The 25,328-nt window shown below is 60.7% G+C and carries 23 protein-coding genes and 5 tRNA genes; 18 read left to right on the forward strand and 10 right to left on the reverse strand.

The features are described 5' to 3' along the window. Positions 1 to 37 precede the first annotated feature (37 nt). From PSEBG33_RS22860 to PSEBG33_RS22845, 4 genes are all read left to right on the forward strand, one after another. A tRNA-Asn gene (locus tag PSEBG33_RS22860) sits at positions 38 to 113 on the forward strand. 9 nt (positions 114 to 122) lie between these two features. Then, positions 123 to 199: transfer RNA gene (locus PSEBG33_RS22855), tRNA-Pro, on the forward strand. A gap of 5 nt (positions 200 to 204) precedes the next feature. Next, positions 205 to 280: transfer RNA gene (locus tag PSEBG33_RS22850), tRNA-Lys, on the forward strand. Between the two features lie 94 nt (positions 281 to 374). After that, positions 375 to 451: transfer RNA gene (locus PSEBG33_RS22845), tRNA-Pro, on the forward strand. Between the two features lie 106 nt (positions 452 to 557). Here the strand turns inward: PSEBG33_RS22845 and PSEBG33_RS22840 are convergent. The 3 genes from PSEBG33_RS22840 to PSEBG33_RS22830 are packed head-to-tail and all read right to left on the reverse strand — an operon-like array spanning position 558 to position 2,773. After that, the gene (locus tag PSEBG33_RS22840; protein ID WP_005784669.1) at positions 558 to 1,856 is read right to left on the reverse strand and encodes an NAD(P)/FAD-dependent oxidoreductase; all 1,299 of its coding nucleotides are present in this window, start codon (positions 1,854 to 1,856) and stop codon (positions 558 to 560) included. 60 nt (positions 1,857 to 1,916) lie between these two features. After that, positions 1,917 to 2,090, reverse strand: a complete 174-nt coding sequence (locus PSEBG33_RS22835) for a DUF3094 family protein (protein WP_005784671.1) — start codon at positions 2,088 to 2,090, stop codon at positions 1,917 to 1,919. Between the two features lie 53 nt (positions 2,091 to 2,143). Beyond that, a complete protein-coding gene (locus PSEBG33_RS22830; protein WP_003188431.1) occupies positions 2,144 to 2,773 on the reverse strand; it encodes a DUF1780 domain-containing protein in 630 nt (209 codons plus the stop codon). Positions 2,774 to 3,047: 274 nt separating this feature from the next. On the opposite strand from PSEBG33_RS22830, the gene PSEBG33_RS22825 reads away from it, so the two are divergent. Both PSEBG33_RS22825 and PSEBG33_RS22820 read left to right on the forward strand, forming a co-directional pair. Next, positions 3,048 to 3,737 carry an energy-coupling factor ABC transporter permease gene (locus tag PSEBG33_RS22825; protein WP_005784673.1) on the forward strand — a complete coding sequence of 230 codons (690 nt, stop codon included), beginning with the start codon at positions 3,048 to 3,050 and terminating at the stop codon, positions 3,735 to 3,737. 66 nt (positions 3,738 to 3,803) lie between these two features. Further along, a complete protein-coding gene (locus tag PSEBG33_RS22820; RefSeq protein ID WP_003171680.1) occupies positions 3,804 to 4,019 on the forward strand; it encodes a hypothetical protein in 216 nt (71 codons plus the stop codon). Here PSEBG33_RS22820 and yacG read toward each other — a convergent pair. Genes yacG through PSEBG33_RS22800 form a run of 4 tightly spaced genes read right to left on the reverse strand, consistent with a single transcriptional unit; the run spans position 4,016 to position 6,904 of the window. Next, entirely contained in the window at positions 4,016 to 4,216 is a 201-nt protein-coding gene (yacG, locus tag PSEBG33_RS22815; protein ID WP_005784677.1) for a DNA gyrase inhibitor YacG, read from the reverse strand. The genes PSEBG33_RS22820 and yacG overlap by 4 nt on opposite strands. Continuing rightward, positions 4,213 to 4,836, reverse strand: coding sequence for a dephospho-CoA kinase (gene coaE / locus PSEBG33_RS22810; RefSeq protein WP_005784679.1), 624 nt, complete (start codon positions 4,834 to 4,836; stop codon positions 4,213 to 4,215). The genes yacG and coaE overlap by 4 nt, the downstream gene beginning before the upstream one ends. Continuing rightward, positions 4,833 to 5,699, reverse strand: coding sequence for a prepilin peptidase (locus PSEBG33_RS22805; protein WP_005784681.1), 867 nt, complete (start codon positions 5,697 to 5,699; stop codon positions 4,833 to 4,835). Before PSEBG33_RS22805 ends, coaE begins: the two co-directional genes overlap by 4 nt. Next, a complete protein-coding gene (locus PSEBG33_RS22800; protein WP_005784683.1) occupies positions 5,696 to 6,904 on the reverse strand; it encodes a type II secretion system F family protein in 1,209 nt (402 codons plus the stop codon). The genes PSEBG33_RS22805 and PSEBG33_RS22800 overlap by 4 nt, the downstream gene beginning before the upstream one ends. 199 nt (positions 6,905 to 7,103) lie before the next feature. On the opposite strand from PSEBG33_RS22800, the gene PSEBG33_RS22795 reads away from it, so the two are divergent. From PSEBG33_RS22795 to PSEBG33_RS22785, 3 genes are all read left to right on the forward strand, one after another. After that, a complete protein-coding gene (locus PSEBG33_RS22795) occupies positions 7,104 to 7,517 on the forward strand; it encodes a pilin (RefSeq protein WP_005784685.1) in 414 nt (137 codons plus the stop codon). A gap of 63 nt (positions 7,518 to 7,580) precedes the next feature. Further along, positions 7,581 to 7,653, forward strand: a tRNA-Thr gene (locus PSEBG33_RS22790). 150 nt (positions 7,654 to 7,803) lie between these two features. Beyond that, on the forward strand, positions 7,804 to 8,109 hold the full coding sequence (locus tag PSEBG33_RS22785) for a DUF6388 family protein (protein WP_005784687.1): 306 nt from the start codon (positions 7,804 to 7,806) through the stop codon (positions 8,107 to 8,109). Between the two features lie 74 nt (positions 8,110 to 8,183). On the opposite strand, the gene nadC is transcribed toward PSEBG33_RS22785, so the two are convergent. Continuing rightward, positions 8,184 to 9,032 carry a carboxylating nicotinate-nucleotide diphosphorylase gene (nadC, locus tag PSEBG33_RS22780; RefSeq protein ID WP_005784689.1) on the reverse strand — a complete coding sequence of 283 codons (849 nt, stop codon included), beginning with the start codon at positions 9,030 to 9,032 and terminating at the stop codon, positions 8,184 to 8,186. 245 nt (positions 9,033 to 9,277) lie between these two features. Between nadC and PSEBG33_RS22775 the strand changes: the two genes are divergently transcribed. From PSEBG33_RS22775 to PSEBG33_RS26850, 5 genes are all read left to right on the forward strand, one after another. Further along, positions 9,278 to 11,431 carry a DUF1631 domain-containing protein gene (locus tag PSEBG33_RS22775; RefSeq protein ID WP_005784691.1) on the forward strand — a complete coding sequence of 718 codons (2,154 nt, stop codon included), beginning with the start codon at positions 9,278 to 9,280 and terminating at the stop codon, positions 11,429 to 11,431. Positions 11,432 to 11,492: 61 nt separating this feature from the next. Then, complete coding sequence (gene ampD, locus PSEBG33_RS22770; RefSeq protein WP_005784693.1) at positions 11,493 to 12,056, forward strand: 1,6-anhydro-N-acetylmuramyl-L-alanine amidase AmpD; 564 nt, start codon at positions 11,493 to 11,495, stop codon at positions 12,054 to 12,056. Continuing rightward, positions 12,053 to 12,889, forward strand: coding sequence for a regulatory signaling modulator protein AmpE (gene ampE / locus PSEBG33_RS22765; RefSeq protein ID WP_005784695.1), 837 nt, complete (start codon positions 12,053 to 12,055; stop codon positions 12,887 to 12,889). Before ampD ends, ampE begins: the two co-directional genes overlap by 4 nt. A gap of 592 nt (positions 12,890 to 13,481) precedes the next feature. Beyond that, positions 13,482 to 15,512 carry a methyl-accepting chemotaxis protein gene (locus tag PSEBG33_RS22760; protein ID WP_005784697.1) on the forward strand — a complete coding sequence of 677 codons (2,031 nt, stop codon included), beginning with the start codon at positions 13,482 to 13,484 and terminating at the stop codon, positions 15,510 to 15,512. A 125-nt stretch (positions 15,513 to 15,637) separates the two neighbouring features. Beyond that, positions 15,638 to 16,066 (forward strand): hypothetical protein, encoded by a 429-nt coding sequence (locus PSEBG33_RS26850; protein ID WP_032803252.1) that lies wholly within the window; start codon positions 15,638 to 15,640, stop codon positions 16,064 to 16,066. On the opposite strand, the gene PSEBG33_RS22755 is transcribed toward PSEBG33_RS26850, so the two are convergent. Both PSEBG33_RS22755 and cra read right to left on the reverse strand, forming a co-directional pair. Next, positions 16,013 to 16,789, reverse strand: coding sequence for a TatD family hydrolase (locus PSEBG33_RS22755; RefSeq protein WP_005784699.1), 777 nt, complete (start codon positions 16,787 to 16,789; stop codon positions 16,013 to 16,015). The genes PSEBG33_RS26850 and PSEBG33_RS22755 overlap by 54 nt on opposite strands. 2 nt (positions 16,790 to 16,791) lie before the next feature. Then, positions 16,792 to 17,787 carry a catabolite repressor/activator gene (gene cra / locus PSEBG33_RS22750; protein WP_005784701.1) on the reverse strand — a complete coding sequence of 332 codons (996 nt, stop codon included), beginning with the start codon at positions 17,785 to 17,787 and terminating at the stop codon, positions 16,792 to 16,794. Between the two features lie 293 nt (positions 17,788 to 18,080). Here cra and ptsP point away from each other — a divergent pair, with 293 nt between their 5' ends. The 4 genes from ptsP (at position 18,081) to PSEBG33_RS22730 (ending at position 25,263) form a co-directional block, all read left to right on the forward strand. Beyond that, positions 18,081 to 20,939, forward strand: coding sequence for a phosphoenolpyruvate--protein phosphotransferase (gene ptsP / locus PSEBG33_RS22745; protein ID WP_005784702.1), 2,859 nt, complete (start codon positions 18,081 to 18,083; stop codon positions 20,937 to 20,939). After that, a complete protein-coding gene (gene pfkB / locus PSEBG33_RS22740; RefSeq protein ID WP_005784704.1) occupies positions 20,940 to 21,860 on the forward strand; it encodes a 1-phosphofructokinase in 921 nt (306 codons plus the stop codon). Positions 21,861 to 21,871: 11 nt separating this feature from the next. After that, the gene (locus PSEBG33_RS22735) at positions 21,872 to 23,590 is read left to right on the forward strand and encodes a PTS fructose-like transporter subunit IIB (protein WP_005784706.1); all 1,719 of its coding nucleotides are present in this window, start codon (positions 21,872 to 21,874) and stop codon (positions 23,588 to 23,590) included. A gap of 131 nt (positions 23,591 to 23,721) precedes the next feature. Continuing rightward, complete coding sequence (locus PSEBG33_RS22730; RefSeq protein ID WP_005784708.1) at positions 23,722 to 25,263, forward strand: alkaline phosphatase D family protein; 1,542 nt, start codon at positions 23,722 to 23,724, stop codon at positions 25,261 to 25,263. Positions 25,264 to 25,328 lie beyond the last annotated feature (65 nt).

Here is a 25,328-nt window from a genome sequence, read left to right on the forward strand (position 1 = left end):
GAGAAGGTTACACAGCAGTAAATTTGAAATATGTAGTTCCGTGATAGCTCAGTCGGTAGAGCAAATGACTGTTAATCATTGGGTCCCAGGTTCGAGTCCTGGTCACGGAGCCAATTTCAAATCGGGGTATAGCGCAGTCCGGTAGCGCGCCTGCTTTGGGAGCAGGATGTCGGGAGTTCGAATCCCCCTACCCCGACCATATTTGGGTCGTTAGCTCAGTTGGTAGAGCAGTTGGCTTTTAACCAATTGGTCGTAGGTTCGAATCCCACACGACCCACCATTTTTGAGACCAGTTCAGGCTGGAATCGAATCTTAAGATCAGAGGCCAAAAGCGCTGATCGAAGAAGGCGACTGAAAGGTCGCCTTTTTTTTACCGGGGTATAGCGCAGTCCGGTAGCGCGCCTGCTTTGGGAGCAGGATGTCAGGAGTTCGAATCCCCTTACCCCGACCATATTAAAAATCCCCGTATCGAAAGATACGGGGATTTTTTTTGCGCGCGCGAATCCTGAATTCTCCGCATAACCCCTGTGGGAGGGGGCAAGCCCCCTCCCACAGTGTTAGTGGAGTTTGAGGCGCGGTTCGGTGCCTCGGCCAATTTTGCTGCCCAGCATCAGCATCGCCGTGCGGAAAAACCCGTACAGAGCCATCTGGTGCATACGGTACAGCGACACGTAGAACATCCGCGCCAACCAGCCCTCCAGCATCACGCTGCCAGTCAGGTTGCCCATCAGGTTGCCTACCGCCGAGAACCGCGACAGCGAGATCAGCGAGCCGTAGTCGGTGTACTTGTAGGTCGGCAGATCCTTGCCTTCAATGCGCAATTTCAGCGACTTGGCCAACAACGAAGCCTGCTGATGCGCAGCCTGGGCCCGTGGGGGCACATTGCGGTCTGTGCCAGGTTGCGGGCAGGCGGCGCAATCGCCAAAGGCGAAGATGTTTTCATCGCGGGTGGTTTGCAGTGTTTGCAGCACCTGAAGCTGATTGATGCGGTTGGTTTCCAGGCCATCGATGTCTTTGAGGAAACCTGGTGCGCGGATCCCGGCTGCCCATACCTTGAGGCTGGCGGGGATCACTTGGCCGCTGCTGGTAATCAGCGCGTCTGCGGTTACTTCGCTGACCGCCGAGTTGGTCAGCACGGTCACCCCGAGTTTTTCCAGGGTTTTATGCACCGGGCCGCCGATCCGCTCCGGCAGGGCAGGCAATACCCGCGGGCCGGCTTCGATCAGGGTAATGTGCATGTTTTCCGGTTTGATGCGGTCCAGGCCATAGGCGGCCAGTTCATGGGCTGCGTTATGCAGCTCGGCGGCCAACTCCACCCCGGTGGCGCCGGCACCGACGATGGCCACGCTGATTTGTTCAACGGCATCGGTTTGTCCGGCATGGGCGCGCAGGTAGTGGTTGAGCAGTTGTTGGTGAAAGCGCTCGGCTTGCTTGCGGGTATCGAGAAACAGGCAATGCTGCGCCGCACCCTCGGTGCCGAAGTCGTTGGTGGTGCTGCCTACGGCAATGACCAGGCTGTCATAGCCCAGTACGCGCGCGGGCACCAGCTCGCGGCCTTCTTCATCGAGGGTGGCGGCCAGCTGGATTTTCTTCTGTTCACGGTCAAGCCCACTCATGCGCCCAAGCTGGAACTCGAAGTGGTTCCATTTCGCCTGGGCGACGTAATTGAGTTCGTCTTCCGAAGAGTTCAGCGAGCCGGCAGCCACTTCGTGCAGCAGAGGCTTCCAGATGTGAGTCAGGTTGGCGTCAACCAGCGTGATGCTGGCCTTGCCGCGCTTGCCCAGAGTCTTACCCAGGCGGGTAGCCAACTCCAGGCCGCCGGCGCCGCCGCCGACGATAATAATACGATGGGTCATGGGGATATCTCGCAAGGCTAAAAGAAATCGGAGCAGTTACCCCCGCGAGCGCCAGGCAGCTCATAGCGTCAGGTAACTCAATAGGCGGCTCAGCACGCCGAGCCCGATCACCACTACCAGCACCACACAAAGGAGCAGCCATGGCCGGAAAGGCTTGCGCTCGACTCTGTGCTGGGAGAGTTGCAGGTACTCTTGGACATGCTGTTGGTCATCGGGGTTCAGGCGGCTGGTCATAAAGGCCTCGTCAGGTAGACGTTGCAAAAGGGCGCCACGTTACAGCCAAGGGTTCAAAGGCTGATGCCCACATCGAACACTATGCTGCGGCCCAGGTTGTTGCGCAAGAAGTCCGGCGCGTCCGGGTGTGCGAACAGTACGCGCGCGAAGGTTGGCCCCACCAGTGACAGTGAGCGCCAGCCCTGGCGCAGGTATTCAGTTGGCGGCGGAAAGTGGCTGTTGAGGTCCAGCACTTCGCGTTTGAGGCTGGTGAAAGCGATAAGGTCCAACTCCCCCAGGTCCATGCCGCGTTCTTTGTAGTTATGTGCTTTTTTGCGCAGTGTCGGTGCCAGGCGCAACAAAAACTCATGGGCGGGAATGCGTCGTGGCTTGGCTTCGCGCCGCACTAGTTGGCTCAAAGAGAACGCGCTACGCCTGCGCAGCAATTCATCGCGCCATTCGTCGTTCAGGCGGCGTCCCTCGTCCAGCACGAAAAATACCTCGAAACTGGCGTCGCGAAACAATACATCCGGCGGCTCCTGGCCCGCAGCGTGAAACTCTTCGACGCGGTAGGGCACATTCAAGCCCTGCAGCAGGCGCTGGCAGACCCAACGCTCACGCTCCCATTTGCGGGCATTGGACAGAAACGCATTGGCTTGTTCGGCTGCTACGGTGAGCAGGCGCAAATAATCTGAGTCATCCATATTCCCAGCTTAGCGTTCAAATGATGACCACAGGAAGTCCTGCTTGCACCGAGTTGCTGCTGAAACAGCTGGGTATCTATGCCAGTGAGATCCAAATGTGGGAGGGGGCTTGCTCCCGATAGCAGTGGGTCAGTCAAAATTACTTAGACTGGCACACCGCAATCGGGAGCAAGCCCCCTCCCACATTTGAATCTCGCTTCGACCCAGACCAATGTTAAAACGCAGGTGTAGACTGCTCACTCGGCAGCAAGCTTTTTGTAGAGGTAGTGCATCTGTGATCAGTGCAGCTGTTCTGGCGCCCATGACCCTCGGCATTGGCTGGCTGTTATATGCGCCGGTGGTGATGTGGGCGATGTTGCGCTCGCCTTGGGTCGAATTGTTCGCCGACCGACGGCGCCAGCATTTGCTGTTCGGTACGGTGTTCGCGTTGTTTATGCTGTGGCTGGTGCGCCGGGATTTCGATACCGGGGTCTCGTACCACTTTATCGGCATGACCGCCGTGACCTTGTTGCTGGATTGGCCGCTGGCAATCGTCGGTGGGTTTGCTGCCCAGTTCGGCTTGATATTGCTGGGGCGCCAGGATCTGGCCGCCCTTGGCGTCAACGGCCTGCTTCTGGTCGGGTTGCCGGTGCTGGTCACCGAAAGCTGCGCGCTGTTGGTCGAGCGGGCGCAACCGCGAAACCCCTTTGTGTATATTTTCTGTTCCGGCTTTTTCGCGGCGGCGCTGTCGGCATTGTTGTGTCTTTTGGCCGGCCTGGGCCTGTTGTGGTTCGACGGCCGCTTTGCGATGCCGGAATGGTTGGAGGACTTTGTAGGTTACCTCTGGCTGATCATCTTCCCTGAAGCCTTTATCAACGGCATGGTCGTCAGCGCGTTGGTGGTGTTTTGCCCGGAATGGCTGGAGACCTTCAACCGAACTCGCTATCTCTCGGCCCCCTGGAAGGACGACGATTCACGGCGTTGATCCAGGTCAAATGCCGGGCACCGGCGCAGGTCCATGCTCTGCAAAATTTTTTCTGGAGCACGGATCATGAGTGTGTACGAGTGGGCACGGCAGGAGTTGCGCAGAAGCCAGGACGCAGCGCAGGAAATCGGTTTCGATCCCGGCTTGACCTTACGCGCCATGCTCAGTGCCGTGGTGCAGCAAAGCAAGGGCGTACGCAGTTTTGAAGACCTGGCCGACGAGTTGCAATACCTTGCAGAAAACCTCGACGACCAGCAGGAATATGCCTTTATGCGGCCTTAGTGGCGCGGCGGCAGGTCTTCGGAAAACAGTTCGTCTTCGGCATCCGGGGCCACGGGGATCTTGTGTTCCTCTGCGGCCCAGGCACCCAGGTCAATGAGTTTGCAACGGTCCGAGCAGAACGGCCGGTTGAGGTTGGCCGCTTTCCATTCCACGGGTGCACCGCAGGTTGGGCAGTCGACGGTCAAGGGTTGGCTCATGATCGGCCTCCACGCAAAGTAAGGTAAAAGTGGTGCAGTCGCTCGACCTCGCCGTGCAGCCAGGCAAGGTCCTTATCGTTGACCAGCACGTCATCGGCATGGTTCAGGCGGCCTTCGCGGCTCGATTGGGCCTTGAGAATCGCCTGCACCTGTTGTTCGCTGATGCCATCGCGCTGCAGGGTACGCTGAATCTGCAGCGATTGCGGCACGTCGATCACCAGGATGCGCTGGGTCATGCTGTATTGGCCGGACTCGATCAGCAGCGGTGACACCAGGATCGCGTAAGGCGACTGGGCGCGTGCCAGGTGGCTGCGAATTTCCTCGGCAATCAGCGGGTGCAGCAAGGCTTCCAGCCACAGACGTTCTTGCGGTACCTCAAAGATCAGTTTGCGCAGCGCGGCGCGATCCAGCTGACCGTCGGGTAGCAGCACGCCGTCGCCAAAATGCTCGGCAATGCGCGCCAGTGCCGGCCGCCCGGGTTCGACGACCCAGCGGGCAGCATGATCGGCGTCCACCAGGTCGATGCCCAGGTCGATAAAGTGCTCGGCCGCAGCGCTTTTGCCGCTGCCAATGCCGCCTGTGAGGCCAAGAATCCAGGGTGTTGCGACAGAAGTGGTCATCTGAAACCGACAGACTGCAAATAGAAGTCGGTTATTTGACCACCCCAGAGCAATGCAATCCAGCCGGCAATTGCCAGGCACGGCCCAAAGGGCATCGGCGTCGACGTTTGGACCTTGCGCAAGCGCAGCAGGATCAGCCCTGCAAACACGCCCATCAGCGAGGCCATCAGCAACGTCATTGGCAGGATCTGCCAGCCCCCCCAGGCCCCCAGCAATGCCAATAACTTGAAATCGCCATGGCCCATGCCATCCTTGCCGGTAGCCAGCTTGAATAGCCAGAACACGCTCCATAGGCTCATGTAGCCAATGACCGCGCCCCATAGTGCATCGGGCAGTGTCGCCAGCAGGTCAGCGCTGTTGAGGACCAGCCCCAGCCAGAGCAGCGGCAGTACCAGCACATCCGGCAGCAATTGGTGGTCCAGGTCAATCAGGCTCATGGCCAGCAAGCCCCAGCTCAGCAACATCACCGCAGCGGCTTGCCAGCCGAAGCCGAAATGCCAGGCAACGGCGGCGGTGATCAGCGCGCACGTCACTTCGGTCAGGGGGTAGCGGACGCTGATGGGCTCACGGCAATGGGCGCAACGGCCCCGGAGCATCAGGAAGCTGAGCAGCGGGATATTTTCCCAGGGCCGAATCGGCTGGTTGCAGCGCGGACAGCAGGAGTTCGGGCGCATCAGGTTGTACACCGGCCCGGCGGGCTCGGTTGGCAGACCGAGGACCTCATGCGCCTGGGCACGCCATTCGCGTTCGAGCATTTTGGGCAGGCGCCAGACCAGCACGTTGATAAAACTGCCGATGATCAGGCCGAGCACCAGTGCCATGTAGGCAAACGCCCAGTGCTGCTCGCTCAGCAGCAGGCTCAAAAGGCCGTACCCAATTGAAAGACCGGCAGGTACATCGCGATCACCAGCGCGCCGACAATGGCCCCCAGGACAACCATGATCAGCGGCTCCATCAGGCTGGTGAGGTTATCGACCAGGGTGTCGACGTCCGACTCGTAGTGGTTCGCGACTTTTTCCAGCATCCGGTCCAGGGTGCCGGACTCCTCTCCAATGGCGGTCATCTGGATCGCCATGCCGGGAAACAAACCGCAGCTGTGCATGGATTGATTCAACTGCATGCCTGTGGATACATCGTGGCGCATACGTTCGATTGCCTGTTTGAAGGGGTCATTGCCGACGGCTCCGGCTACCGAGCCCAGTGCCTGGACCAGCGGGACACCCGCTGCAAACGTGGTCGAAAGCGTGCGGGCGTAGCGGGCGACGGCGGTTTTTTGCAGCAGTTTGCCTGCCAGGGGCGCTTTCAACAAATGCCCTTGCAGACAATGGCGAAAGCCAGGGTAACGACGGTAGGCGTGGCGCAGCCCGCCCACCCCCACGGCCAGGCCCAGCACGAGTATCCACCACGCTTGTTGCAAGAACTCGGACAGGGCAATGACCCCCAGGGTAAACCCGGGCAGTTGGCTGTCGACCCCGGCAAACAGATGCTGGAACTGAGGCACGACGTGTATCAACAGCACTGTGCTGACTAGTGTAGCGACTACCAGGACTGCGACAGGGTAAGTCATGGCTTTTTTGATCCTGGCTTTGAGCTGTTGGCTTTTTTCCAGATGAATTGCCACGCGCTCCAGCAGGGTTTCCAAAGCACCGGCCTGTTCTCCGGCAGCTACCAGGTTGCAGTACAGGTCATCGAAGTAACGCGGGTGCAGGCGTAGCGCTGCGGCCAGGTTATTGCCGCTGGCGATCTGTTGTTTCAACGCCTTGACCAGTTCACGCACCTGCTGGTTTTCAAAACCCTCACTGATGATGTCGAAGGCTTGCAGCAGCGGGATCCCGGCTTTGAGCAAGGTCGCCAACTGGCGGGTAAACAGGGCGATATCGGCTGGCAGGATTCGCGGGGTGAAAGCCGAACGTGATCGAGGCCTCTTGCGCACACGCTCGGGGCAGATCCCTTGCTGGCGCAGTTGTGCCTTGATCAGCGCAAGGCTGTCGCCAGCGGTTTGCCCGGTCACCCTGCGTCCTTTGCGGTTGATACCTTCCCAGGCATAGATCGTTGACGTGTCGTTCATATCGGTTTGCGCACCCGGCAGTGAAGAATTTATAGCGTAGTCAGGTGGCGGATTCGGGACGGCTGGTGTTATGGGATAAAGTGTCAGAATGTGCGTCTTGCAGGCGATGGGCTTCGTGGTGGTGGGTACACTGGCGCCGTTGCACACTTCGGGGCGCAGGACGCGCCTTGTCATGGTTTTATTCTGGAGAGTGAAAGAGATGCGTCAAAAAGGCTTTACCTTGATCGAGTTGTTGATCGTTGTGGCAATCATCGGCATTTTGGCCACCATCGGTTTGCCCATGTACACCAAGCACCAGGCCAAGGCCAAGTTTACGGCGGGGCTGGCTGAAATCAGCGCGTTGAAGGCCGGTTATGAAGACGTCATCAACCAGGGCACTGTGCCCACTGTGTCGTTGATCGGTGGCAACAGCCCCACTGCCAATTGCAAGATCGACGTGACAGGAGATGTAGCCTCGGGCGCCGGCTCCATCAGCTGTGAAATCCTCGATGCGCCAGCGCCCGTGCTGGGCAAGACCATCACCTTGACCCGCAACGCAACCAGCGGATGGACCTGTGCTACCACAGCGGATCCGCAGTACGTTGCCAAGGGCTGCTCTGCCAACGGCGCGTGATGGCGCCGGGCGGTGAGCGAGTCAGTTGCTGCATGACCAATGCAGTGCTAGCTTTAGCCCACCGCCCGTGTAGCTCAGCCGGTAGAGCAGCGCACTCGTAACGCGAAGGTCGCAGGTTCGATTCCTGTCTCGGGCAAAAGCGCACCACTGCTTCAAAGGCAATGTTTTCAGATGATCCCAGAATGGTTCTGAAGGCCAGACGAGTCGGCATTCGTGCTCGCTCTTTTGTATCTGCGCAACCTTGATGACCCAGATGCATCCCCATTCCTCGATCCAAGAGAACGACATGACCACGACTGAGATAACCCAGCAAGCGCGTCACGAAGAAGCACTCAAGCAATACCTTGAGGAGTCGCCGCAGCTTAAAGAAGAGATCAAGGACCTGAGCGCTGACGACCAGCGCGATCAGATTCAGTGGGCATTCGAGGACGAGGCAGAGAGCCAGAACCTCCAGCCTTGGGAGTTGACCCTCAAGTACACCTCGACACCGGAAGAATTCGAAGCTGCGCGGTTGGCCTTGCATAAAGAGGCGGCCGAGGTGCTGGGCGTCGAATGGGACGAGTACTGCGAGATGAATAATCTTGTAGTTTAAAAGCAGCCGCGAGTTTCAAGCTGCAAGCGGCAAGTTGTCTCGCAGCCTTCTTGCAGCTTGCAGCTGGCAACTACTCAGATACTCAGGCGCATCGACAGATCCACTGCCTTCACATCCTTGGTCATCGCGCCGATGGAGATGAAGTCCACACCGGTTTCAGCGATAGGAAGCAGGGTACTTTCATTGATCCCGCCGCTGGCTTCCAGCTTGGCCTTGCCGGCGTTCAAGCGCACGGCCTCGCGCATGTCTACCAGGCTCAGTTCATCGAGCATGATGATGTCGGCTCCCGCCGCCAGGGCTTCGCGCAACTCATCCAGGTTTTCCACTTCGATTTCCACCGGCTTGCCTGGGGCGATCTTGTGGGCGGCCGTAATCGCCTGGGCAATGCCACCGCAGGCGGCAATATGGTTTTCCTTGATCAGGAACGCGTCATACAGCCCGATGCGGTGATTGTGGCAACCGCCACAGGTGACCGCGTATTTTTGCGCCAGGCGCAGGCCCGGTAATGTCTTGCGAGTGTCCAGCAGCTTGACCTGGGTACTGGCGACAAAGTCCGCCAGGAACTGCGCTCGGGTGGCTACACCTGACAGCATCTGTAAAAAATTCAGCGCACTGCGTTCACCTGTGAGCAGCGAGCGTGCCGGGCCTTCAAGGTGGAACAGCGCCTGGTTGGGGCTGACACGTTCACCGTCGGCCACCTGCCAATGCACGGCGACCCGTGGGTCCAGTTGGCGAAATACCGTATCCACCCAGGCCGTACCGGCAATAACAGCCGCTTCGCGGGTAATGATCGTGGCCTTGGCCAGCCGTTCGGCGGGGATCAACTGCGCGGTGATATCGCCACTGCCTATGTCTTCCAGCAGTGCGCGGCGCACGTTGGCTTCGATTTCGGCGGTGAGGTCGGCAAGACGGAGGTTCGGCATAACAGGCTCCACAAACAAAGTGCCTGGATTATAGGGGCTGCGTGCGTTCGAACCCAGCGCGCCGCTCATTTACAGCGTAAAGGCAGAGTTTGCTGGCGCAACCCCCCTCCTTTGCAAGATAATCTCGCGCCTTTCAATTGGCGTCATAGCTTTGACGTCGAGGTGGTAGCCGGTTTATATGCAGCGCACTGCCGTGTCTGCCCCGTTCTTTGCCCCTCTCAACACCGCCGTTTCAGGAGGCCAGGATGCACAATGACGGAAAGGTGGTGCCTATCAACAGGGCACAGGCCACGCCATCGCCGCTCGCGCGCCTGCCGGTGGTGTTGCTGCAGGTGCGTGACAAGGCCGCGCAACAATTGCAGCAGGGTTTGCAGGAACTGTTCGATAACGCCGACGACACCCTGTTCGAAATGGCTGACAAGGCCCGAAGCACCGTCGACCATCATATTTTTTTCGAAGCAATGCGCGACCTGCGCCTCAAGCGCAAGAACTTCGAACGCGTGTTCATGGAGCAGCTGTTTGTCGCCTTCGCCAATCTGGGCCAGGCCGGAAGCGGCGATCTGCACCTGGTGCCGGTGGTGTCCTACGAAGCGGTATCCGGTACCAGTGCCGACGACATGGAAAAAGCCGTAGCCCTTGAGGCGATGCTCAGTCGGGTGCGGCATCGTGATGGCTTGGCCCTGGGACAGTTAAGCGCGCGCATGAGCCAATTGCTGGGCCGGCGCCTGGATGACCAGGCGAACCCACTGGGCCCGGCACTGCTCTGTGAGTTTTTTCTGCAGGCAGGGCGCAGCCTGGGGGTGGAAATCCGCGTCAAACTGATCATGCTCAAGCTCTTTGAAAAATACGTGCTCAGTGACGCGGACCTGTTGTATGGCGAAGCCAATCAACTGCTGGTCGCCGTTGGTGTACTGCCTGAACTCAAGGCCGTGCCATCCCGTCGTCCCGGCGGGCGCGCCAGCCGGGAACACCAACGCGCCAGCCAGCCGATCGTCGACCCGCCGCTCGATAAAAGCGGCCAGCAAGCGTTCAGCGCATTGCAGAAGTTACTGCAAGCCGTGCGTGGCAGCGTGGCGCCGACCCTCGAAGCCAGTGCCGAGCCGCAACCCATTGCCACCCGTGATCTGCTACGCCTGCTGTCGCATTTGCAGCAGTACGTCCCCGAGCCCGAGGTTGAAGACGATTTCGACCTGCGTAACCAGCTTGAACAGCTGCTCACCCGAGTCAGCGTCAAGAGTGGCAAGTCGCGGGTCCTGGAAGAGGCTGACGAAGATGTAATCAATCTGTTCGCTATGCTGTTCGCCTTCATACTCGGTGATAGCAGCGTGCCGGACGCGTTCAAGGGCCTGATCGCCCGTTTGCAGATCCCCTTGCTGAAAGTCGCCGTGCTGGACAAGAGCCTGTTCAGTTGCACGCGCCATCCGGCGCGACGCTTGCTCAATGACATCGCGGGCGCCGTCATGGGCTGGAGCCCGCCCGAAGACGCCTCCCGCGATACTCTGTACCTGTGTGTCGAGCAGGTCGTGCAGCGTTTATTGAATGAGTTTGTTGAAGACCCGGCGATTTTCTCCCAGCTACTGACCCAATTCAGCGCGTTTACCGCTGATGAATCCAGGCGCAGCGAGTTGCTTGAGCGCCATACCCGAGAGGCCGAGCAGGAGCGCCTGCATACCGAGGCTGCCCGCCAACGTGTGGCGCAGGTGCTTGATCGAAGGCTGGCGGGCAAGGTTCTGCCGCAGTTTGTGGTGCAATTCCTCCAGCAAGCCTGGAGCCAGGTGTTGCTATTGGCCATGCTCAAGCATGGCGGACAGTCGCTGCAATGGCAGGCAGCGCTGCGCACCCTGGATGAGTTGATCTGGAGCGTCGGCCTGCGGGAAGACACCGAAGCGGGCCGGCATTTGCTTGAGCAACTACCCGCGTTGCTCAAGGCGTTGCGTGACGGTTTGGCCGCTGCGGCGTTCGACTCTTTCAGCACCCGTGAATTTTTCCGGCGGTTGCAGACCATGCATGTTCAGTGTTGCGGGGGCGACGGCGCCGAAGTGCTGGTCGAAGTCCGTGAGTCCTTCACGCTTGGCACCGGTGCGCCGTCCGTCGTTGCGCCGCTGCCCGATGATGACCCCGACCTGCTCAAGGCCAGGCAGTTGCAGATCGGCGCCTGGGTAGCGTTTCAGCACGATCAGGAAATCACCCTGCGCTGCAAGTTGACGGCAATCATGCCGCCTGCCAATACCTGTATTTTCGTCAGCCGCACCGGGCTCAAGGTTCTGGAAAAAACTACCGACCAGTTAGCCCATGCGTTCAAGCGTGGTGTGCTGCGCACGCTGGATGATGGCCCTTTGTTCGAGCGTGCATTGGCTGCGGTGATGGGCGACCTGCGTCAACTCAAACGCGGCAAGTGATCGCAACCGCAGGGTGGAACGCGGCATACTGGTAACACCTCGTCTCATTTCAGGAGCCTGTATGCAGTTGGACCCCGCCAGCGGTTGGTGCCAGGGCATCCGTCATTGCCCGTCGCCCAACTTCAACGAGCGCCCTGAAGGCGAAATCTCGCTGTTGGTGGTGCATAACATCAGCTTGCCTCCAGCGCAGTTTGCCACGGGCAAGGTGCAAGAGTTTTTTCAGAATCGTCTGGATGTGTCAGAGCACCCCTACTTTGCCGGTATCGACCACCTACGCGTGTCTGCGCATTTTCTGATTGAACGTGACGGCACTGTGACGCAATTTGTCTCGTGCCGGGACCGGGCCTGGCACGCCGGTATTTCCAGCTTCGAGGGGCGCGAGGTGTGCAATGATTTCTCGCTGGGGATCGAACTGGAAGGCACAGACGAACTGCCGTTCACCGATGCCCAGTACGCGGCGCTGACCGAGCTGACGCGCCAGTTGCTCAAGGCTTACCCAAAGATCACTCGCCAACGTATTTGTGGTCACAGCGATATCGCTCCGGGGCGCAAGACCGACCCGGGCCCCGCTTTTGATTGGGCGCGCTTTCTCGGCGCCCTGCAGGATGGAGGACACGAACAATGAGTTTCCTGGTGTTGGTGCTGGCGGTGTGGATCGAGAAGTTCTCGGCCTTGCGCCTGCGGTTGCAGCGCGACGGTGGATGGCTGCGTGAGCTGGCCAAGCTGGAGTCGAGCCCGCGCATGGGCAAGCGACCCTGGCTGATCCTGACGCTACTGGTGCTGCTGCCGGTAGCGTTGCTGGCGCTGTTGTTGTTGGTACTGGAGCCGGTGGCCTATGGCCTGTTGGCGTTACCGGTGCACATGCTGGTGGTGATCTATAGCCTGGGCCGTGGTGATTTATTGGCAGGGCTGGGGCCGTTCCGTGATGCCTGGCGACGTGGCGACCTGCAAGCTGCAGAGCATGTGGCCGAGCGCGACCTGAAGCTTGGCGCCGACACTGGCGAGCAATTGCTGGAGCGGGTCCAGGGCTATCTGTTGTGGCAGGCGTACCAGAGCTTTTTTGCGGTGATTTTCTGGTATTTCCTGCTGGGCCCGGTGGCGGCTTTGGCCTACCGGCTGTTGGCGCTGGCCAGCGAACATAGCCAGAATCCCTTGGTGGCCGAACGTGCCGCGCAGTTGCGTCACGCGTTTGACTGGTTGCCGGTACGCCTGTTGGCGGCGAGCTTTGCTTTGGTGGGCAACTTTGTCGGGGTCAGTCGGGTGATGCTCCACGAACTGCTGAGCTGGGACATCAGCGCGGCGCAGTTGATGGAAAAGGTCGGGCTGGCCGCGGCTGAAATCCCTCCTCCAGTGGTGGGGGCTGACGGCATCAATAGCCTGGATCGGTTGTGGGAGCTGCTGCTGCGTGCGGCGGTGTTGTGGTATGCCGGGTTTGCCATCTGGACTGTATTGCCCTGAATACTGTGGGAGGTGGGCTTGTCCCCGATGACCACCGGGATCTACACCTCTTGTGGGAGGGGGCTTGCTCCCGATGGCGGCCTCCGGGCCGACCAGGGGGCTGGATCAGACCGAGTACATATCCATTCCTGCGGTAACGGCCACGGTTGGTTCCGCTTTTACAGCGGGTCACTTTGGAAAAGAGCCCCAAAGTAACCAAAGGGCTCTTGCCCCACCACTCGGCACCTCGCTTAGGCTCGGTGTGCCCGTAATCCGCCAGTGATTTGGGGGGCCGCCGCCACGCGCCATCCATGGCGCGGGGCGGCTAAACCGGCATCCCTGCCGGTTTACCCCCCAAATCCCTGTCGAATTCCGGCCAGCGTGGTTTGACGGGGCGCTTAAGATCAAGATCAAAAGCAGATCAAGATCAAGAGCGGCTCGCTTCGCATCGTGGTTACGGGGGCAAGCCCTCCTACATGTGCTCTCCGGATCTGCCGTTAATCTTACGTTACAAAACTTCCCTTCGAATTGAGCTATACAGACAGAGCGCCAAATAGTGGCTATCTGCCGCCGCCCTGCGCCTCAATAACAATAAAAGAAGGGGAGGTCACCTGTGATGAGCTTGCTCTATCCTGCCGTTGCGCTGATGAACCGCCTGAGCTTCGGCATGAAGTTCAGCCTGATCAGCGTGCTGTTTCTGCTGCCGATGCTGGCGACCAACTATTACCTGGTGCGTGACTCGTGGCGCGAATTCCAGGGCACCCGTGTCGAACTGCAAAGTCTCGACCTGCTTGGCAGCAGCCTGGCATTGCGTCGTGAGTTGGAAACGCTCAACAACCAGGTGCAGATCAACGTCATTCTCGGGCAGTCCGGCAAGGCGGCTGATCTTGAAGCGCAGATCACTGCCCTGGAGCAAGGTGTGCTGGAGCGGTTGCAGGGGTTGCACGCCATGGCGACGCAGCCCGAGCAAGTCGAGGTTTTTGAAAACAAGCGCGACGAGCTGATCGCCGCGTTCAAGGCGCAGCAACAGGAAACCTCGTTGCTCAACAAAGCGGCGTTGATCGGCAAGTTACTCAACCAGGCCCAGATGCTTAGCCAAATTATCGCCAGCCAAGCCGGCTTGAGCCGTGATGTGCAGAGTGACCTGCGCCAACTCAGCGACCTGGTCACTGCGGTCACCCCACAGGTCACCCAACTACTCGGTGAGGGCCGCGCGATGGGCGCGTATTCCCTGGGCCAGGGCTTTATCAATTCCTCCTCCAGTACGCGCTTTGACGAATTACTGCAGCAGGTGGAAAAGCTCCAGGGCGAATACGGCTTGAAGCTGCAGGACGCGCTGGGCGCCAGCAACGCCGCGCACGCAGCACTCGATAGCTTGGCGCAAGCCAGCCAGGCCAGCCTCAAGCAAGGCAGTGAGTTGTTCGAAGAACAGGTGGTAATGGCCGAGACCCTGGATACACCGTGGCAAGGTTTTTACGACGGCGTCAGCCAACTGATGGCCAAGACCTATCAACTCGATGACGCCACCTTAGCGTTCATCGGCCAGCAACTGGAGCAGCGTCTGGCGCAAAACCGCCTGCACATGGTGTTGCTGGTCGCGGCCCTGTTGGCGGTATTTGCGCTGATCTTCTACTTGTATGCAGGTTTCTTTGTCTCCACCCGCACTACCTTGCGCAGCCTGGGGGCGATGATGGACAAAGTCGCGGCCGGTGACATGACGGTCACTTTCGTCGCCCACAGCCGCGACGAGCTGGGAGACCTGGGCCAGGTATTCAATGGCACCGTGGCCAAGATCCACGACCTGATTGAGCGCGTCGGGCATACGGTCAGCCAGGTCGAGTTGCAGGCCAGCCAGGTGCAGACGATTTCGGCACAGAGTAACCAGGCGGTTTCCGGCCAGCGCAGCCAGATCGAGCAAGTGGCAACGGCGATGAACCAGATGTCTGCCACCGCACAGGAGGTGGCGCGCAGCGCGGCGGCGGCGGTCAACAGTGCACAGAGCGTCAATGATGAAACCGTCAGCGGGCGGGCGCTGGTGCAATCTCAACAAAGCGGCATCGCACGCCTGGCTTTGGAGATCGATGAGTCGGTGCGGGTGATCAATCAGTTGGCGGCCGATAGCCAGTCCATCAGCAGCGTATTGGAGGTGATCAAGAGCATCGCTGAGCAAACCAATTTGCTGGCGCTCAACGCGGCCATCGAAGCTGCGCGTGCCGGTGAGCAAGGACGCGGTTTTGCCGTAGTGGCCGATGAGGTGCGCACCCTGGCCCGGCGTACCCAGCATTCCACCGGAGAAATCGAACAAATGATCAGCCGCTTGCACAGCGGCGTCGGCGCAGCGGTAAAGGCGATGGGCAGTAGCCATGAAATGGCGAGTGGCACGGTAGGGCAGTCGGAAAAGGTCCAGCACGCCCTGGAAAATATCCTCGGTGCCGTAGGCATGATTGTTGACCAGAACCAGCAGATCGCCGCTGCCGTGGAGCAGCAAACGGCGGTCGCTCACGACATCGACCAGAATATTGTCCAAATCAACCGCGCCGGTGAACATGCAGCACAAGGCGCCCAACAGACCGAAGCGGCCAGCCGGCAGTTGTCGGCGCAGGTCATTGAGTTGAAGCAATTGATTGGCGCGTTTCGGGTGTAAGAACTTTCTGTGGGACGGGGTCATGAATCACGTGGCATTTGTCCTGATTTGCCGGGCTGTGTTTTATCGCAACGTGAATGGGTGAGAATTTGTTTCATCAGTCACGGTCACGAGGGGATACGACGATGGCCGCTGCAATCGGCATCAAAGGGCATTGTGCCCAGTGCAACATGACGTTTGAACTCAAGCCTTGGCAACTGAACGCCATCGCCATGGAAGTACCGTTTGACTGCGCGTACTGCCACTCGGGCCTGCAGTTGTGCTGCCACAAGCAGTTGCGTCAGTTTCGCGCCCTGGACCAATGGGCGCTGGTGCGGCCCGGCATGATCATGCTGACGTGCGCGACCTTGCTGATGGCGTTGTTCGCAGAGTGGTTGGGGCTGCTCAGCGTGATCGGGCAGTTGAACATTTCGCTGGTCGCGGTGTTGATTCATCTGCTGGTCGTGCGCTATGCCCGTTATCGGCAAAGGATGACCTTGAACTTGCAGGTCATCAGCCCGCTACCAATTGAACAGCTCGCACGCATTGCGTGTGCTCGTCTCACCCAGCAATAAAGGGCTGATGCCCATACGCTCAGCCAGGGCGGTGCAGATAGCCGGCAGGTGTTGCGGGCTATTGCGCTGGTTGGGATACATGGCCGGGGCCATGTCCGGCGAATCGGTTTCCAGTACCACGGCTTCAAGAGGCAATTGCGCCAGTACCTTGTGCATGCGCAGGGCCTGGGGCCAAGTGGCGGCGCCGCCCAGACCGAGTTTGAAACCCAGTTTGATGTACTCGCGGGCCTCTTCAATGCTGCCGGCGAACGCATGAATAATCCCGCCCCTCGGTAGACGGATGCGCTTGAGCGTGGCAATCACGACGGCGTGGCTGCGGCGTACATGCAGCAAGGCGGGGAGTTGGAAATCCGCCGCGAGTTTCAGCTGGGCTTCGAACAGGCTTTGCTGGCGCTCGCGATCCAGGTGCTCAAGGAAGTAATCCAGACCGATTTCGCCCACGGCGCAGAGTTGCCGATGGCCGTGCAAGCGCGTCAACCAGTCACCCAGCTCCAGCAGGTCGGCAGGGCGATGCTCATCGAGATACACCGGGTGCAAACCAAAGGCCGCGAACAAACCGTCGTCCTGCTGCACCAGATCCCACAGCTGCTGCCAGTTTTTCTGATACACCCCCAGTACCACCAGACGCCGTATCCCGAGTTCACGGCTATGGGCGAGGACTTGCGGGCGGTCGTGATCGAAGTCCGCAAAGTCCAGGTGGGTGTGGGTGTCGATCAGCTCCACGTTCAGGCCTCGTGAATGCGCTGCTTGAACGTGCGGCCAATTGCATGCACACCCGGTTGGTACTGCTCTTCTTCGATGGCCGCCAGGGCCAGGCGCAGGGCGGTCTCGGCGATCAGTTGATGTTGCTGGGCCATGGCGTTGACTGGCAGCGGCAGGAAGTCCAACAGTTGGGTGTCGCCAAAGGTGCCCAGGCGCAGCGGCCGCGACCGGAGCGGGAAGTCATGCAGCGCATCGAACACGCCTTGCAGCAGCACGTAGGAGGTAGTCACCAGCGCGTCAGGCAAATGCCCCAGGCGCTGCAGCAGTTGCTCCATCAGCTGTCGGCCACAGTCACGGCTGAAGGCTTCGCCCTGTTCGATGATCACTTCGCCGGTGAAGTCTTGCAGCGCTTCACGAAAACCCGCAGTACGTTCCTGGCTGATGCTCAGCTCGGGACGTGCGCCGATCAGCGCGATTTGCTTGGGCAGCGGTTGTAGCAGGCTGCTGGTGAGTTGCTGACAGGCCTGGTGATCATCGCTGACCACTGAGCAGAACTGGTCAGGCTCCATCACCCGGTCGATGGCAATCACCGGCAGCCCCTTGGCTTGCAAGTCGCGATAGCTGTCATCGCTGGCCGGCAGGCAGCTGGCGACGAACAACGCATCGCAACGCCGCGCACGGAACAGTTGCAGCAGTTGGCGTTCGCTGTCGGCTTCGTCATCGGAGCTGGCAATCAGCAACTGATAGCCCCGTGCCCGGGCGCCTTGCTCCAGCAGCTTGGCAATGCGTGCGTAGCTGGGGTTTTCCAGGTCTGGCAGGATGAACCCCAGGGTGCGCGTATGCCGGCTGCGCAGCCCTGCGGCTTGAGGGTTGGGGGTAAAACCATGGGCCTGGACCACGGCACGCACACGCTCAACGGTTGCGTTGCTGATGCGCTGCTGTTCGGCCTTGCCATTGATGACATAGCTGGCGGTGGTCACGGACACACCGGCCAAGCGTGCAATATCACTGAGTTTCAAACCGGGATTTCCTTGTTTTTTAGAGCGTGCCCCGACATTTTGTCCAATCGTAACCGATTCCAGCCCGCGACCAATGTTTCGCGACAGGTGCCGAGTGGTGCTTCAAGCTTGCGCAATTAACGCGTAATCTGCCATAAATTCTAGATTAAACGTTTCAGCAAGCGTATTTTTACGATGTTCGCCGCTGATTGACTACTGCCAATTGACCACTCAGTCAGTTATTTTTGAACGTCTCGCGCTGATTTATTCAAAACAATACCTAGTGCGCACATCGCACTAACTAGGAGAACGGCATGCTTGAGCTCACTGTAGAGCAGATATCCATGGGCCAGGTGGCTGTGGATAAATCTGCTGCCTTGCACCTGCTCGCTGACAAATTGGTGGCCGATGGCCTGGTTGCCGAGGGGTATCTGAGCGGCCTGCAAGCCCGTGAAGCCCAGGGTTCGACCTTTCTCGGCCAGGGCATCGCCATTCCCCACGGTACGCCAGAGACCCGCGACCAGGTGTTCACCACGGGTGTGCGCCTGCTGCAGTTCCCCGAAGGGGTGGACTGGGGCGATGGCCAGATCGTCTACCTGGCGATTGGCATCGCCGCCAAATCCGACGAACACTTGCGCTTGTTGCAGCTGCTGACCCGTGCCCTCGGTGAAACCGACCTCGGCCAGGCGTTGCGCCGTGCCGGCAGTGCCGAAGCGTTGTTGAAGCTGTTGCAAGGTGCGCCCCAGGAACTGGCGCTGGATGCGCAGATGATCAGCCTGGGCGTGTCTGCCGATGATTTTGAAGAGCTGGTATGGCGCGGTGCGCGCCTGCTGCGCCAGGCCGACTGCGTGAGCAATGGTTTTGCCGCGGTGTTGCAACAGGTCGACGCGTTGCCCCTGGGCGATGGCCTGTGGTGGTTGCACAGTGAACAGACAGTCAAGCGTCCGGGCCTGGCGTTTGTCACGCCGGACAAACCCATGCGCTACCTCGGCCAGCCGCTGCACGGCCTGTTCTGCCTGGCGAGCCTGGGCGAAGCCCACCAAACCTTGCTTGAACGCTTGTGTGCCCTGTTGATTGAAGGGCGCGGCCAGGAATTGGGGCGTGCCACCAGCAGCCGTGCGGTGCTGGAAGTGCTGGGCGGAGAATTGCCGCCAGACTGGCCCAGCGCCCGCATCAGCCTGGCCAACGCCCACGGCCTGCACGCACGCCCGGCCAAGATCCTTGCGCAACTGGCGAAAAGTTTTGACGGCGATATCCGCGTGCGCATCGTTGATGGGCCGGTGGGCGTGGTATCGGTCAAAAGTTTGAGCAAGTTGCTCAGCCTCGGTGCGCGTCGCGGCCAGGTGCTGGAGTTTGTCGCCGAGCCGACGATTGCCGGCGATGCACTGCCTGCATTGTTGGCCGCGGTCGAAGAGGGCCTTGGCGAAGAGGTCGAACCATTGCCGACCCTGAGCGCCCAGTCTGCTCCGGCGGCTATCGAGCCGGTGCTCAGCGCGCCATCGAGCGGCAGTCAGATCCAGGCCATCGCCGCCGCGCCGGGCATCGCCATCGGTCCGGCGCATATCCAGATTCCACAGCTGTTCGATTACCCCCTGCGCGGTGAGTCTGCCGCCACTGAACGCCAGCGCCTGCACACCGCCCTGGGCGATGTGCGTAAGGATATCCAGGGCCTGATCGAGCGCAGCCAGGCCAAGGCCATCCGCGAGATTTTCATTACCCATCAGGAGATGCTCGACGACCCGGAGCTGACCGACGAAGTCGACACCCGCCTCAAGCAAGGCGAAAGCGCCGAAGCTGCGTGGATGAGCGTGATCGAAGCCGCCGCCAAGCAGCAGGAGGCCTTGCAGGATGCCTTGCTGGCCGAGCGTGCCGCTGACCTGCGTGACATCGGCCGTCGCGTGCTGGCGCAGTTGTGCGGCGTCGAAACCGCCCAGGAGCCCAGCGAGCCCTACATTCTGGTGATGGATGAAGTCGGCCCTTCGGACGTTGCGCGTCTGGACCCGGCCCGCGTAGCCGGCATTCTGACTGCCCGCGGTGGTGCTACAGCTCACAGCGCCATCGTCGCGCGCGCCCTGGGGATTCCCGCCTTGGTCGGTGCTGGTGCTGCGGTGCTGCTGCTGAGCGCCGGTACGCCACTGCTGCTCGACGGCCAGCGCGGTCGCCTGCATGTCGACCCGGACGCCGCTACCCTGCAACGCGCCACCGTGGAGCGCGACACCCGCGAACAACGCTTGCAAGCTGCCTCGGCTCAACGCCACGAGCCGGCGCTGACCCGTGACGGTCACGCCGTGGAAGTGTTCGCCAATATCGGTGAAAGCGCCGGTGTGGCGAGTGCGGTGGAGCAGGGCGCCGAAGGCATTGGCCTGCTGCGCACTGAACTGATTTTCATGGCCCACCCTCAGGCGCCGGACGAGGCTACCCAGGAAGCCGAGTACCGCCGCGTCCTTGATGGGCTCGGCGGCCGCCCGCTGGTGGTGCGCACCCTCGATGTGGGCGGCGACAAGCCCTTGCCTTATTGGCCCATCGCCCAGGAAGAAAACCCCTTCCTTGGCGTGCGCGGCATTCGCCTGACCTTGCAACGCCCGCAGATCATGGAAGCGCAATTGCGGGCGCTGCTGCGTTCGGCGGATAACCGGCCGCTGCGCATCATGTTCCCCATGGTCGGCAGCGTGGATGAATGGCGTGCCGCCCGCGACATGACCGAGCGCTTGCGCCTGGAAATCCCGGTCGCCGATTTGCAACTGGGCATCATGATCGAAGTGCCGTCAGCCGCCTTGCTGGCGCCGGTACTGGCCAAGGAAGTCGACTTCTTCAGCGTCGGCACCAACGACTTGACCCAGTACACCCTGGCCATCGACCGCGGCCACCCGACCCTGTCGGCCCAGGCCGATGGCTTGCACCCAGCGGTCTTGCAACTGATCGACATCACCGTGCGCGCCGCCCATGCCCACGGCAAATGGGTCGGCGTATGCGGCGAGTTGGCGGCAGACCCGCTGGCGGTGCCGGTGCTGGTCGGCCTGGGGGTGGATGAGTTGAGCGTGTCGGCCCGCAGCATTCCTGAAGTGAAGGCGCGGGTGCGCGAATTCAGTCTGAGCGAGGCCCAGGGCCTGGCGCAACAAGCACTGGCGGTGGGTTCGCCCGCCGAGGTGCGTGCCCTAGTGGAGGCCGTGTAGATGGCGAAGATTCTGACCCTGACGCTGAACCCGGCGTTGGACCTGACGGTGCGCCTGGCGCGCCTGGAGCCTGGTGAGGTCAATCGCAGTGAAGCGATGCTCACCCACGCGGCGGGCAAGGGCGTGAATGTAGCGCAGGTGCTGGCGGACCTAGGCCATTACGTCAGCGTGGGCGGGTTCCTCGGCAGTGCCAACCCACAGGCTTTCAATGCGCTGATCAAGCGCCGCGGGTTTGGCGATGCCTTCATCCGTGTCCCCGGCGAAACCCGGAGCAACATCAAGATTGCCGAACAGGATGGGCGTGTCACCGACATCAATGCACCGGGGCCGCTGGTGGATGAGCAGGCGCAAAAAGCGCTGCTCAAGATGATCGCGATGATTGGCCCGGAGTTTGATGCGGTGGTGGTGGCCGGCAGCTTGCCGCGCGGCGTCAGCCCGCAGTGGTTTAAAGGTTTGCTGGAGGCGTTGAAAGACCTCGGGTTGAAAGTCGCCCTGGACACCAGTGGTGAAGCGCTGCGCCTGGGGTTGGAGACGGGCCCGTGGTTGGTCAAACCCAATACTGAAGAGTTGGCCGAAGCCTTGGGTCACGCCACCGATGCCATCAGCCAATTGCATCAGCAAGGCGTCGAGCATGTGGTGGTCTCCGACGGCGCCGCAGGCGTGACCTGGTACCGCCCAGGCGCGGCGCTACACGCCACGCCGCCCAAGGTGACGGTGGCCAGTACCGTGGGCGCTGGCGACTCGCTGCTGGCCGGGATGCTTCACGGTTTGCTCAGCGGCGATACCCCCGAGCGCACCTTGCGCCGTGCTACGGCGATTGCCGCGATGGCCGTCACGCAGATCGGTTTTGGCATCAGCGATGACGCGCAGTTGGCGCGCCTGGAAAGCGGCGTCGATGTACGCGCGCTGACAGAACAATAAGAGGGTTTGTGATGAAGTTAGCCATTGTTACCGCCTGCCCCAACGGCATGGTCACCAGTGTGCTGTGCGCCCGCTTGTTGGACGCCGCCGCCCAGCGCATGTGCTTGCACACCAGTGTCGAGGTCGTTGATGTGCAGCGCCCGGAACGTCAGTTGTCCCAAGCCACGATCGATGATGCCGAGTGGGTACTGCTGGTCAGCAGTACGCCCGTGGATATGCAGCGTTTTGTCGGCAAACGCGTGTTCCAGACCACACCGGCCCAAGCGCTGGCGGATGTCGAAGGCGTATTGCGCCGGGGCGCTGAAGAGGCCCAGGTGTATGTCGCCAGTGACGCCCCGGTATCGGCGAAGAATGCGCCGCGTATCGTCGCGATTACTGCGTGCCCGACCGGGGTGGCCCACACCTTCATGGCCGCCGAAGCCTTGCAGCAGACCGCCAAGCGCTTGGGCTACGACTTGCAGGTCGAGACCCAAGGCTCGGTCGGCGCCCGCACACCGCTGAGCCCGCAAGCCATCGCCGAGGCCGACGTGGTGTTGCTGGCGGCGGATATTGAAGTCGCCACCGAGCGTTTTGCCGGCAAGAAAATTTACCGCTGTGGCACCGGCATCGCCCTCAAGCAATCCGAAGCCATCCTTAACAAAGCCCTGGCTGAAGGCGCGGTGGAAAACGCCGCCAGCGGCGCGCCGGCCAAGTCGGAGAAAACCGGGGTCTACAAGCACCTGCTCACTGGCGTGTCGTACATGTTGCCGATGGTGGTGGCGGGGGGCTTATTGATTGCCTTGTCATTTGTGTTCGGCATCCATGCTTTCGAGCAGCCAGGCACTTTGGCTGCGGCGCTGAAAAGCGTCGGTGACCAGGCATTCCTGCTGATGGTGCCGCTGCTGGCGGGCTACATCGCCTACTCGATCGCCGACCGTCCTGGCCTGGCGCCGGGCATGATCGGCGGCTTGCTGGCGGGGACGCTGGGGGCTGGGTTTATCGGCGGCATCCTGGCCGGTTTCGTCGCGGGTTACTGCGTCAAGCTGATCAGCCGTGCGGTGCAATTGCCCCAGAGCCTGGAGGCGCTCAAGCCGATTCTGATCATCCCGTTGCTGGCCAGCCTGTTCACCGGCCTGGTGATGATCTACCTGGTGGGCCCGCCGGTCGCACGTTTGCTGACGGGTCTCACCGATTTTCTCAGCACCATGGGCACTACCAACGCGGTGCTGTTGGGCATTTTGCTCGGCGGCATGATGTGCGTGGATTTGGGCGGGCCGATCAACAAGGCGGCGTATGCGTTTTCTGTCGGCCTGCTGGCGGCGTCGAGCGGCGCACCGATGGCCGCGACCATGGCTGCCGGCATGGTGCCGCCGATTGGCATGGGCATCGCTACGTTATTGGCTCGGCGCAAGTTCGCCCAGACTGAACGCGAAGCCGGCAAGGCCGCGATGATCCTGGGCCTGTGCTTTATCTCCGAAGGCGCGATCCCGTTCGCGGCCAAAGACCCGCTGCGCGTGATCCCGGCCAGCATCGCCGGTGGCGCGCTGACCGGTGCGCTGTCGATGTACTTCGGCTGCAAGTTGGCCGCGCCCCATGGCGGGTTGTTTGTGCTGGTGATTCCGAATGCGATGAACCACGCTTTGTTGTACTTGCTGGCGATTGTGGCGGGCAGTGTGTTGACGGGGTTGGTGTATGCGCTGCTCAAGCGACCGGAAGCCGTGGAGCTGACGGTCACTGCTGCCAGGGGCTGATGGGATTCAGAATGTGGGAGGGAGCAAGCCCCCTCCCACATTTGGATCTCCATTGTTTGTAAGGCCGGTGTCATCTTCGCTTCATCCCATCATGCTTAAGTGGCCCTTTTGATACTCAAGAGGGCACCTGCATGAGCCACTTCGATCTCGGCCGCCGCCGCGTGATGCAAGCCGTGGGCGCCGGCCTGTTGTTGCCGGGCCTGGCCCCTGCGGTGATCGCTTCGGTGAAGGACCGGCCGCAACTCACGGATGGCGTGCAATCGGGCGACCTGCTCGGCGACCGTGCGATGATCTGGAGCCGCAGCGACCGCCCCGCGAAGATGGTGGTGGAGTGGGATACGCGCAGTGTGTTCAGCAATCCCCGCCGCTTGGTTTCCCCCCTGGCCGACAGCCGCACCGACTTTACTGCCCGTGTCGAGCTCACCGGTTTGCCGGTCGATCAGTCGATCTTCTACCGTGTTCACTTCGAAGACGCCCAGACCGGCGTCGCCAGCGAGCCCTGGTTCGGTCACTTGCGCAGCGAGCCGCAACAGCGTCGCGACATCCGCTTTGTGTGGAGCGGCGACACCGTTGGCCAAGGCTTCGGCATCAACCCGGAGATTGGCGGTATGCGTATCTACGAAGCCATGCGCCTGCGCCTGCCAGACTTTTTTATCCACAGCGGCGACACCATCTACGCCGACGGCCCGGTGCCCGCGCAGTTGACCACCGAAGGCGGACGTATCTGGCGCAACATCACCACCGAGGCCAAGAGCAAAGTCGCGGAAACCCTCGATGAGTATCGCGGCAATTACCGCTACAACCTGCTGGATGAAAACGTGCGCCGCTTCAATGCCCAGGTGCCGCAGATCTGGCAGTGGGACGATCATGAGGTGATCAATAACTGGTCCTCCAGCAAGCAACTGGATGAGCGTTACCAGACCCGCGACATCAATACCCTGGTCGGCCGTGCGCGGCAGGCCTGGCTGGAATATTCACCGATGCGCCGCCAGAGTGCCGACGGCGGCGGGCGTATTTATCGCAAGCTCAGTTACGGGCCGCTGCTGGACGTGTTTGTGCTGGATATGCGCAGCTATCGTGGGCCGAATGATGACAACCTGGGCGGCGAAAAACCCTTCCTCGGTCGCCAGCAACTGGACTGGCTCAAGCGCGAACTCAAGGCGTCGCAGGCGCAATGGAAGGTGATCGCCGCCGACATGCCGATCGGCCTGGGCGTGCCCGACGGTGAAGTCAGCCCCGGCGTGGCGCGTTGGGAAGCCATCGCCAATGGCGACCCCGGCCCGGCGCAAGGGCGTGAGCTGGAGATTGCCGAACTGCTTGGCTTTCTGCGTGCGCAGAAGGTGCGCAACCATGTGTGGTTGACGGCCGATGTGCACTACTGCGCGGCGCACCACTACCACCCGGACCGGGCGGCGTTCCAGGATTTCGAGCCGTTTTGGGAGTTTGTGGCAGGGCCGCTGAATGCCGGCAGCTTCGGGCCGAATCCGTTGGATAAAACCTTTGGCCCGCAAGTGGTGTTCGAGAAAGCGCCGCCTGCGCAAAACACCTCGCCGTTTGCTGGCTTTCAGTTTTTTGGTGAAGTGCAGATTGATGGGCAGACAGGGGAGTTGACCGTCATTTTGCGCGATCTCGATGGCGTTTCGGTGTTTGAGCAAAAACTGCAACCTGCCTGATTGGAATGCAGTTAAAACTGTGGGAGGGAGCAAGCCCCCTCCCACAATTGATCTTCATTGCCTGA

Origin of the sequence: Pseudomonas synxantha BG33R, from assembly GCF_000263715.2 — a bacterium.
GTDB classification, from domain to species: Bacteria; Pseudomonadota; Gammaproteobacteria; order Pseudomonadales; family Pseudomonadaceae; genus Aquipseudomonas; species Aquipseudomonas synxantha_A.

Excerpts from the sequence above, each read along its gene's own strand:
- ampE (WP_005784695.1), top strand. The coding sequence starts at position 12,053 with ATGAGTTTCCTGGTGTTGGTGCTGGCGGTGTGGATCGAGAAGTTCTCG.
- PSEBG33_RS22830 (WP_003188431.1), bottom strand. The coding sequence starts at position 2,773 with ATGGATGACTCAGATTATTTGCGCCTGCTCACCGTAGCAGCCGAACAA.
- coaE (WP_005784679.1), bottom strand. The coding sequence starts at position 4,836 with ATGACCACTTCTGTCGCAACACCCTGGATTCTTGGCCTCACAGGCGGC.
- PSEBG33_RS22800 (WP_005784683.1), bottom strand. The coding sequence starts at position 6,904 with ATGAACGACACGTCAACGATCTATGCCTGGGAAGGTATCAACCGCAAA.
- PSEBG33_RS26850 (WP_032803252.1), top strand. The coding sequence starts at position 15,638 with ATGGCCGCTGCAATCGGCATCAAAGGGCATTGTGCCCAGTGCAACATG.
- PSEBG33_RS22820 (WP_003171680.1), top strand. The coding sequence starts at position 3,804 with ATGAGTGTGTACGAGTGGGCACGGCAGGAGTTGCGCAGAAGCCAGGAC.
- ampD (WP_005784693.1), top strand. The coding sequence starts at position 11,493 with ATGCAGTTGGACCCCGCCAGCGGTTGGTGCCAGGGCATCCGTCATTGC.
- PSEBG33_RS22775 (WP_005784691.1), top strand. The coding sequence starts at position 9,278 with ATGCACAATGACGGAAAGGTGGTGCCTATCAACAGGGCACAGGCCACG.
- ptsP (WP_005784702.1), top strand. The coding sequence starts at position 18,081 with ATGCTTGAGCTCACTGTAGAGCAGATATCCATGGGCCAGGTGGCTGTG.
- nadC (WP_005784689.1), bottom strand. The coding sequence starts at position 9,032 with ATGCCGAACCTCCGTCTTGCCGACCTCACCGCCGAAATCGAAGCCAAC.
- PSEBG33_RS22795 (WP_005784685.1), top strand. The coding sequence starts at position 7,104 with ATGCGTCAAAAAGGCTTTACCTTGATCGAGTTGTTGATCGTTGTGGCA.
- yacG (WP_005784677.1), bottom strand. The coding sequence starts at position 4,216 with ATGAGCCAACCCTTGACCGTCGACTGCCCAACCTGCGGTGCACCCGTG.
- PSEBG33_RS22835 (WP_005784671.1), bottom strand. The coding sequence starts at position 2,090 with ATGACCAGCCGCCTGAACCCCGATGACCAACAGCATGTCCAAGAGTAC.
- PSEBG33_RS22730 (WP_005784708.1), top strand. The coding sequence starts at position 23,722 with ATGAGCCACTTCGATCTCGGCCGCCGCCGCGTGATGCAAGCCGTGGGC.
- PSEBG33_RS22785 (WP_005784687.1), top strand. The coding sequence starts at position 7,804 with ATGACCACGACTGAGATAACCCAGCAAGCGCGTCACGAAGAAGCACTC.
- pfkB (WP_005784704.1), top strand. The coding sequence starts at position 20,940 with ATGGCGAAGATTCTGACCCTGACGCTGAACCCGGCGTTGGACCTGACG.
- PSEBG33_RS22840 (WP_005784669.1), bottom strand. The coding sequence starts at position 1,856 with ATGACCCATCGTATTATTATCGTCGGCGGCGGCGCCGGCGGCCTGGAG.
- PSEBG33_RS22735 (WP_005784706.1), top strand. The coding sequence starts at position 21,872 with ATGAAGTTAGCCATTGTTACCGCCTGCCCCAACGGCATGGTCACCAGT.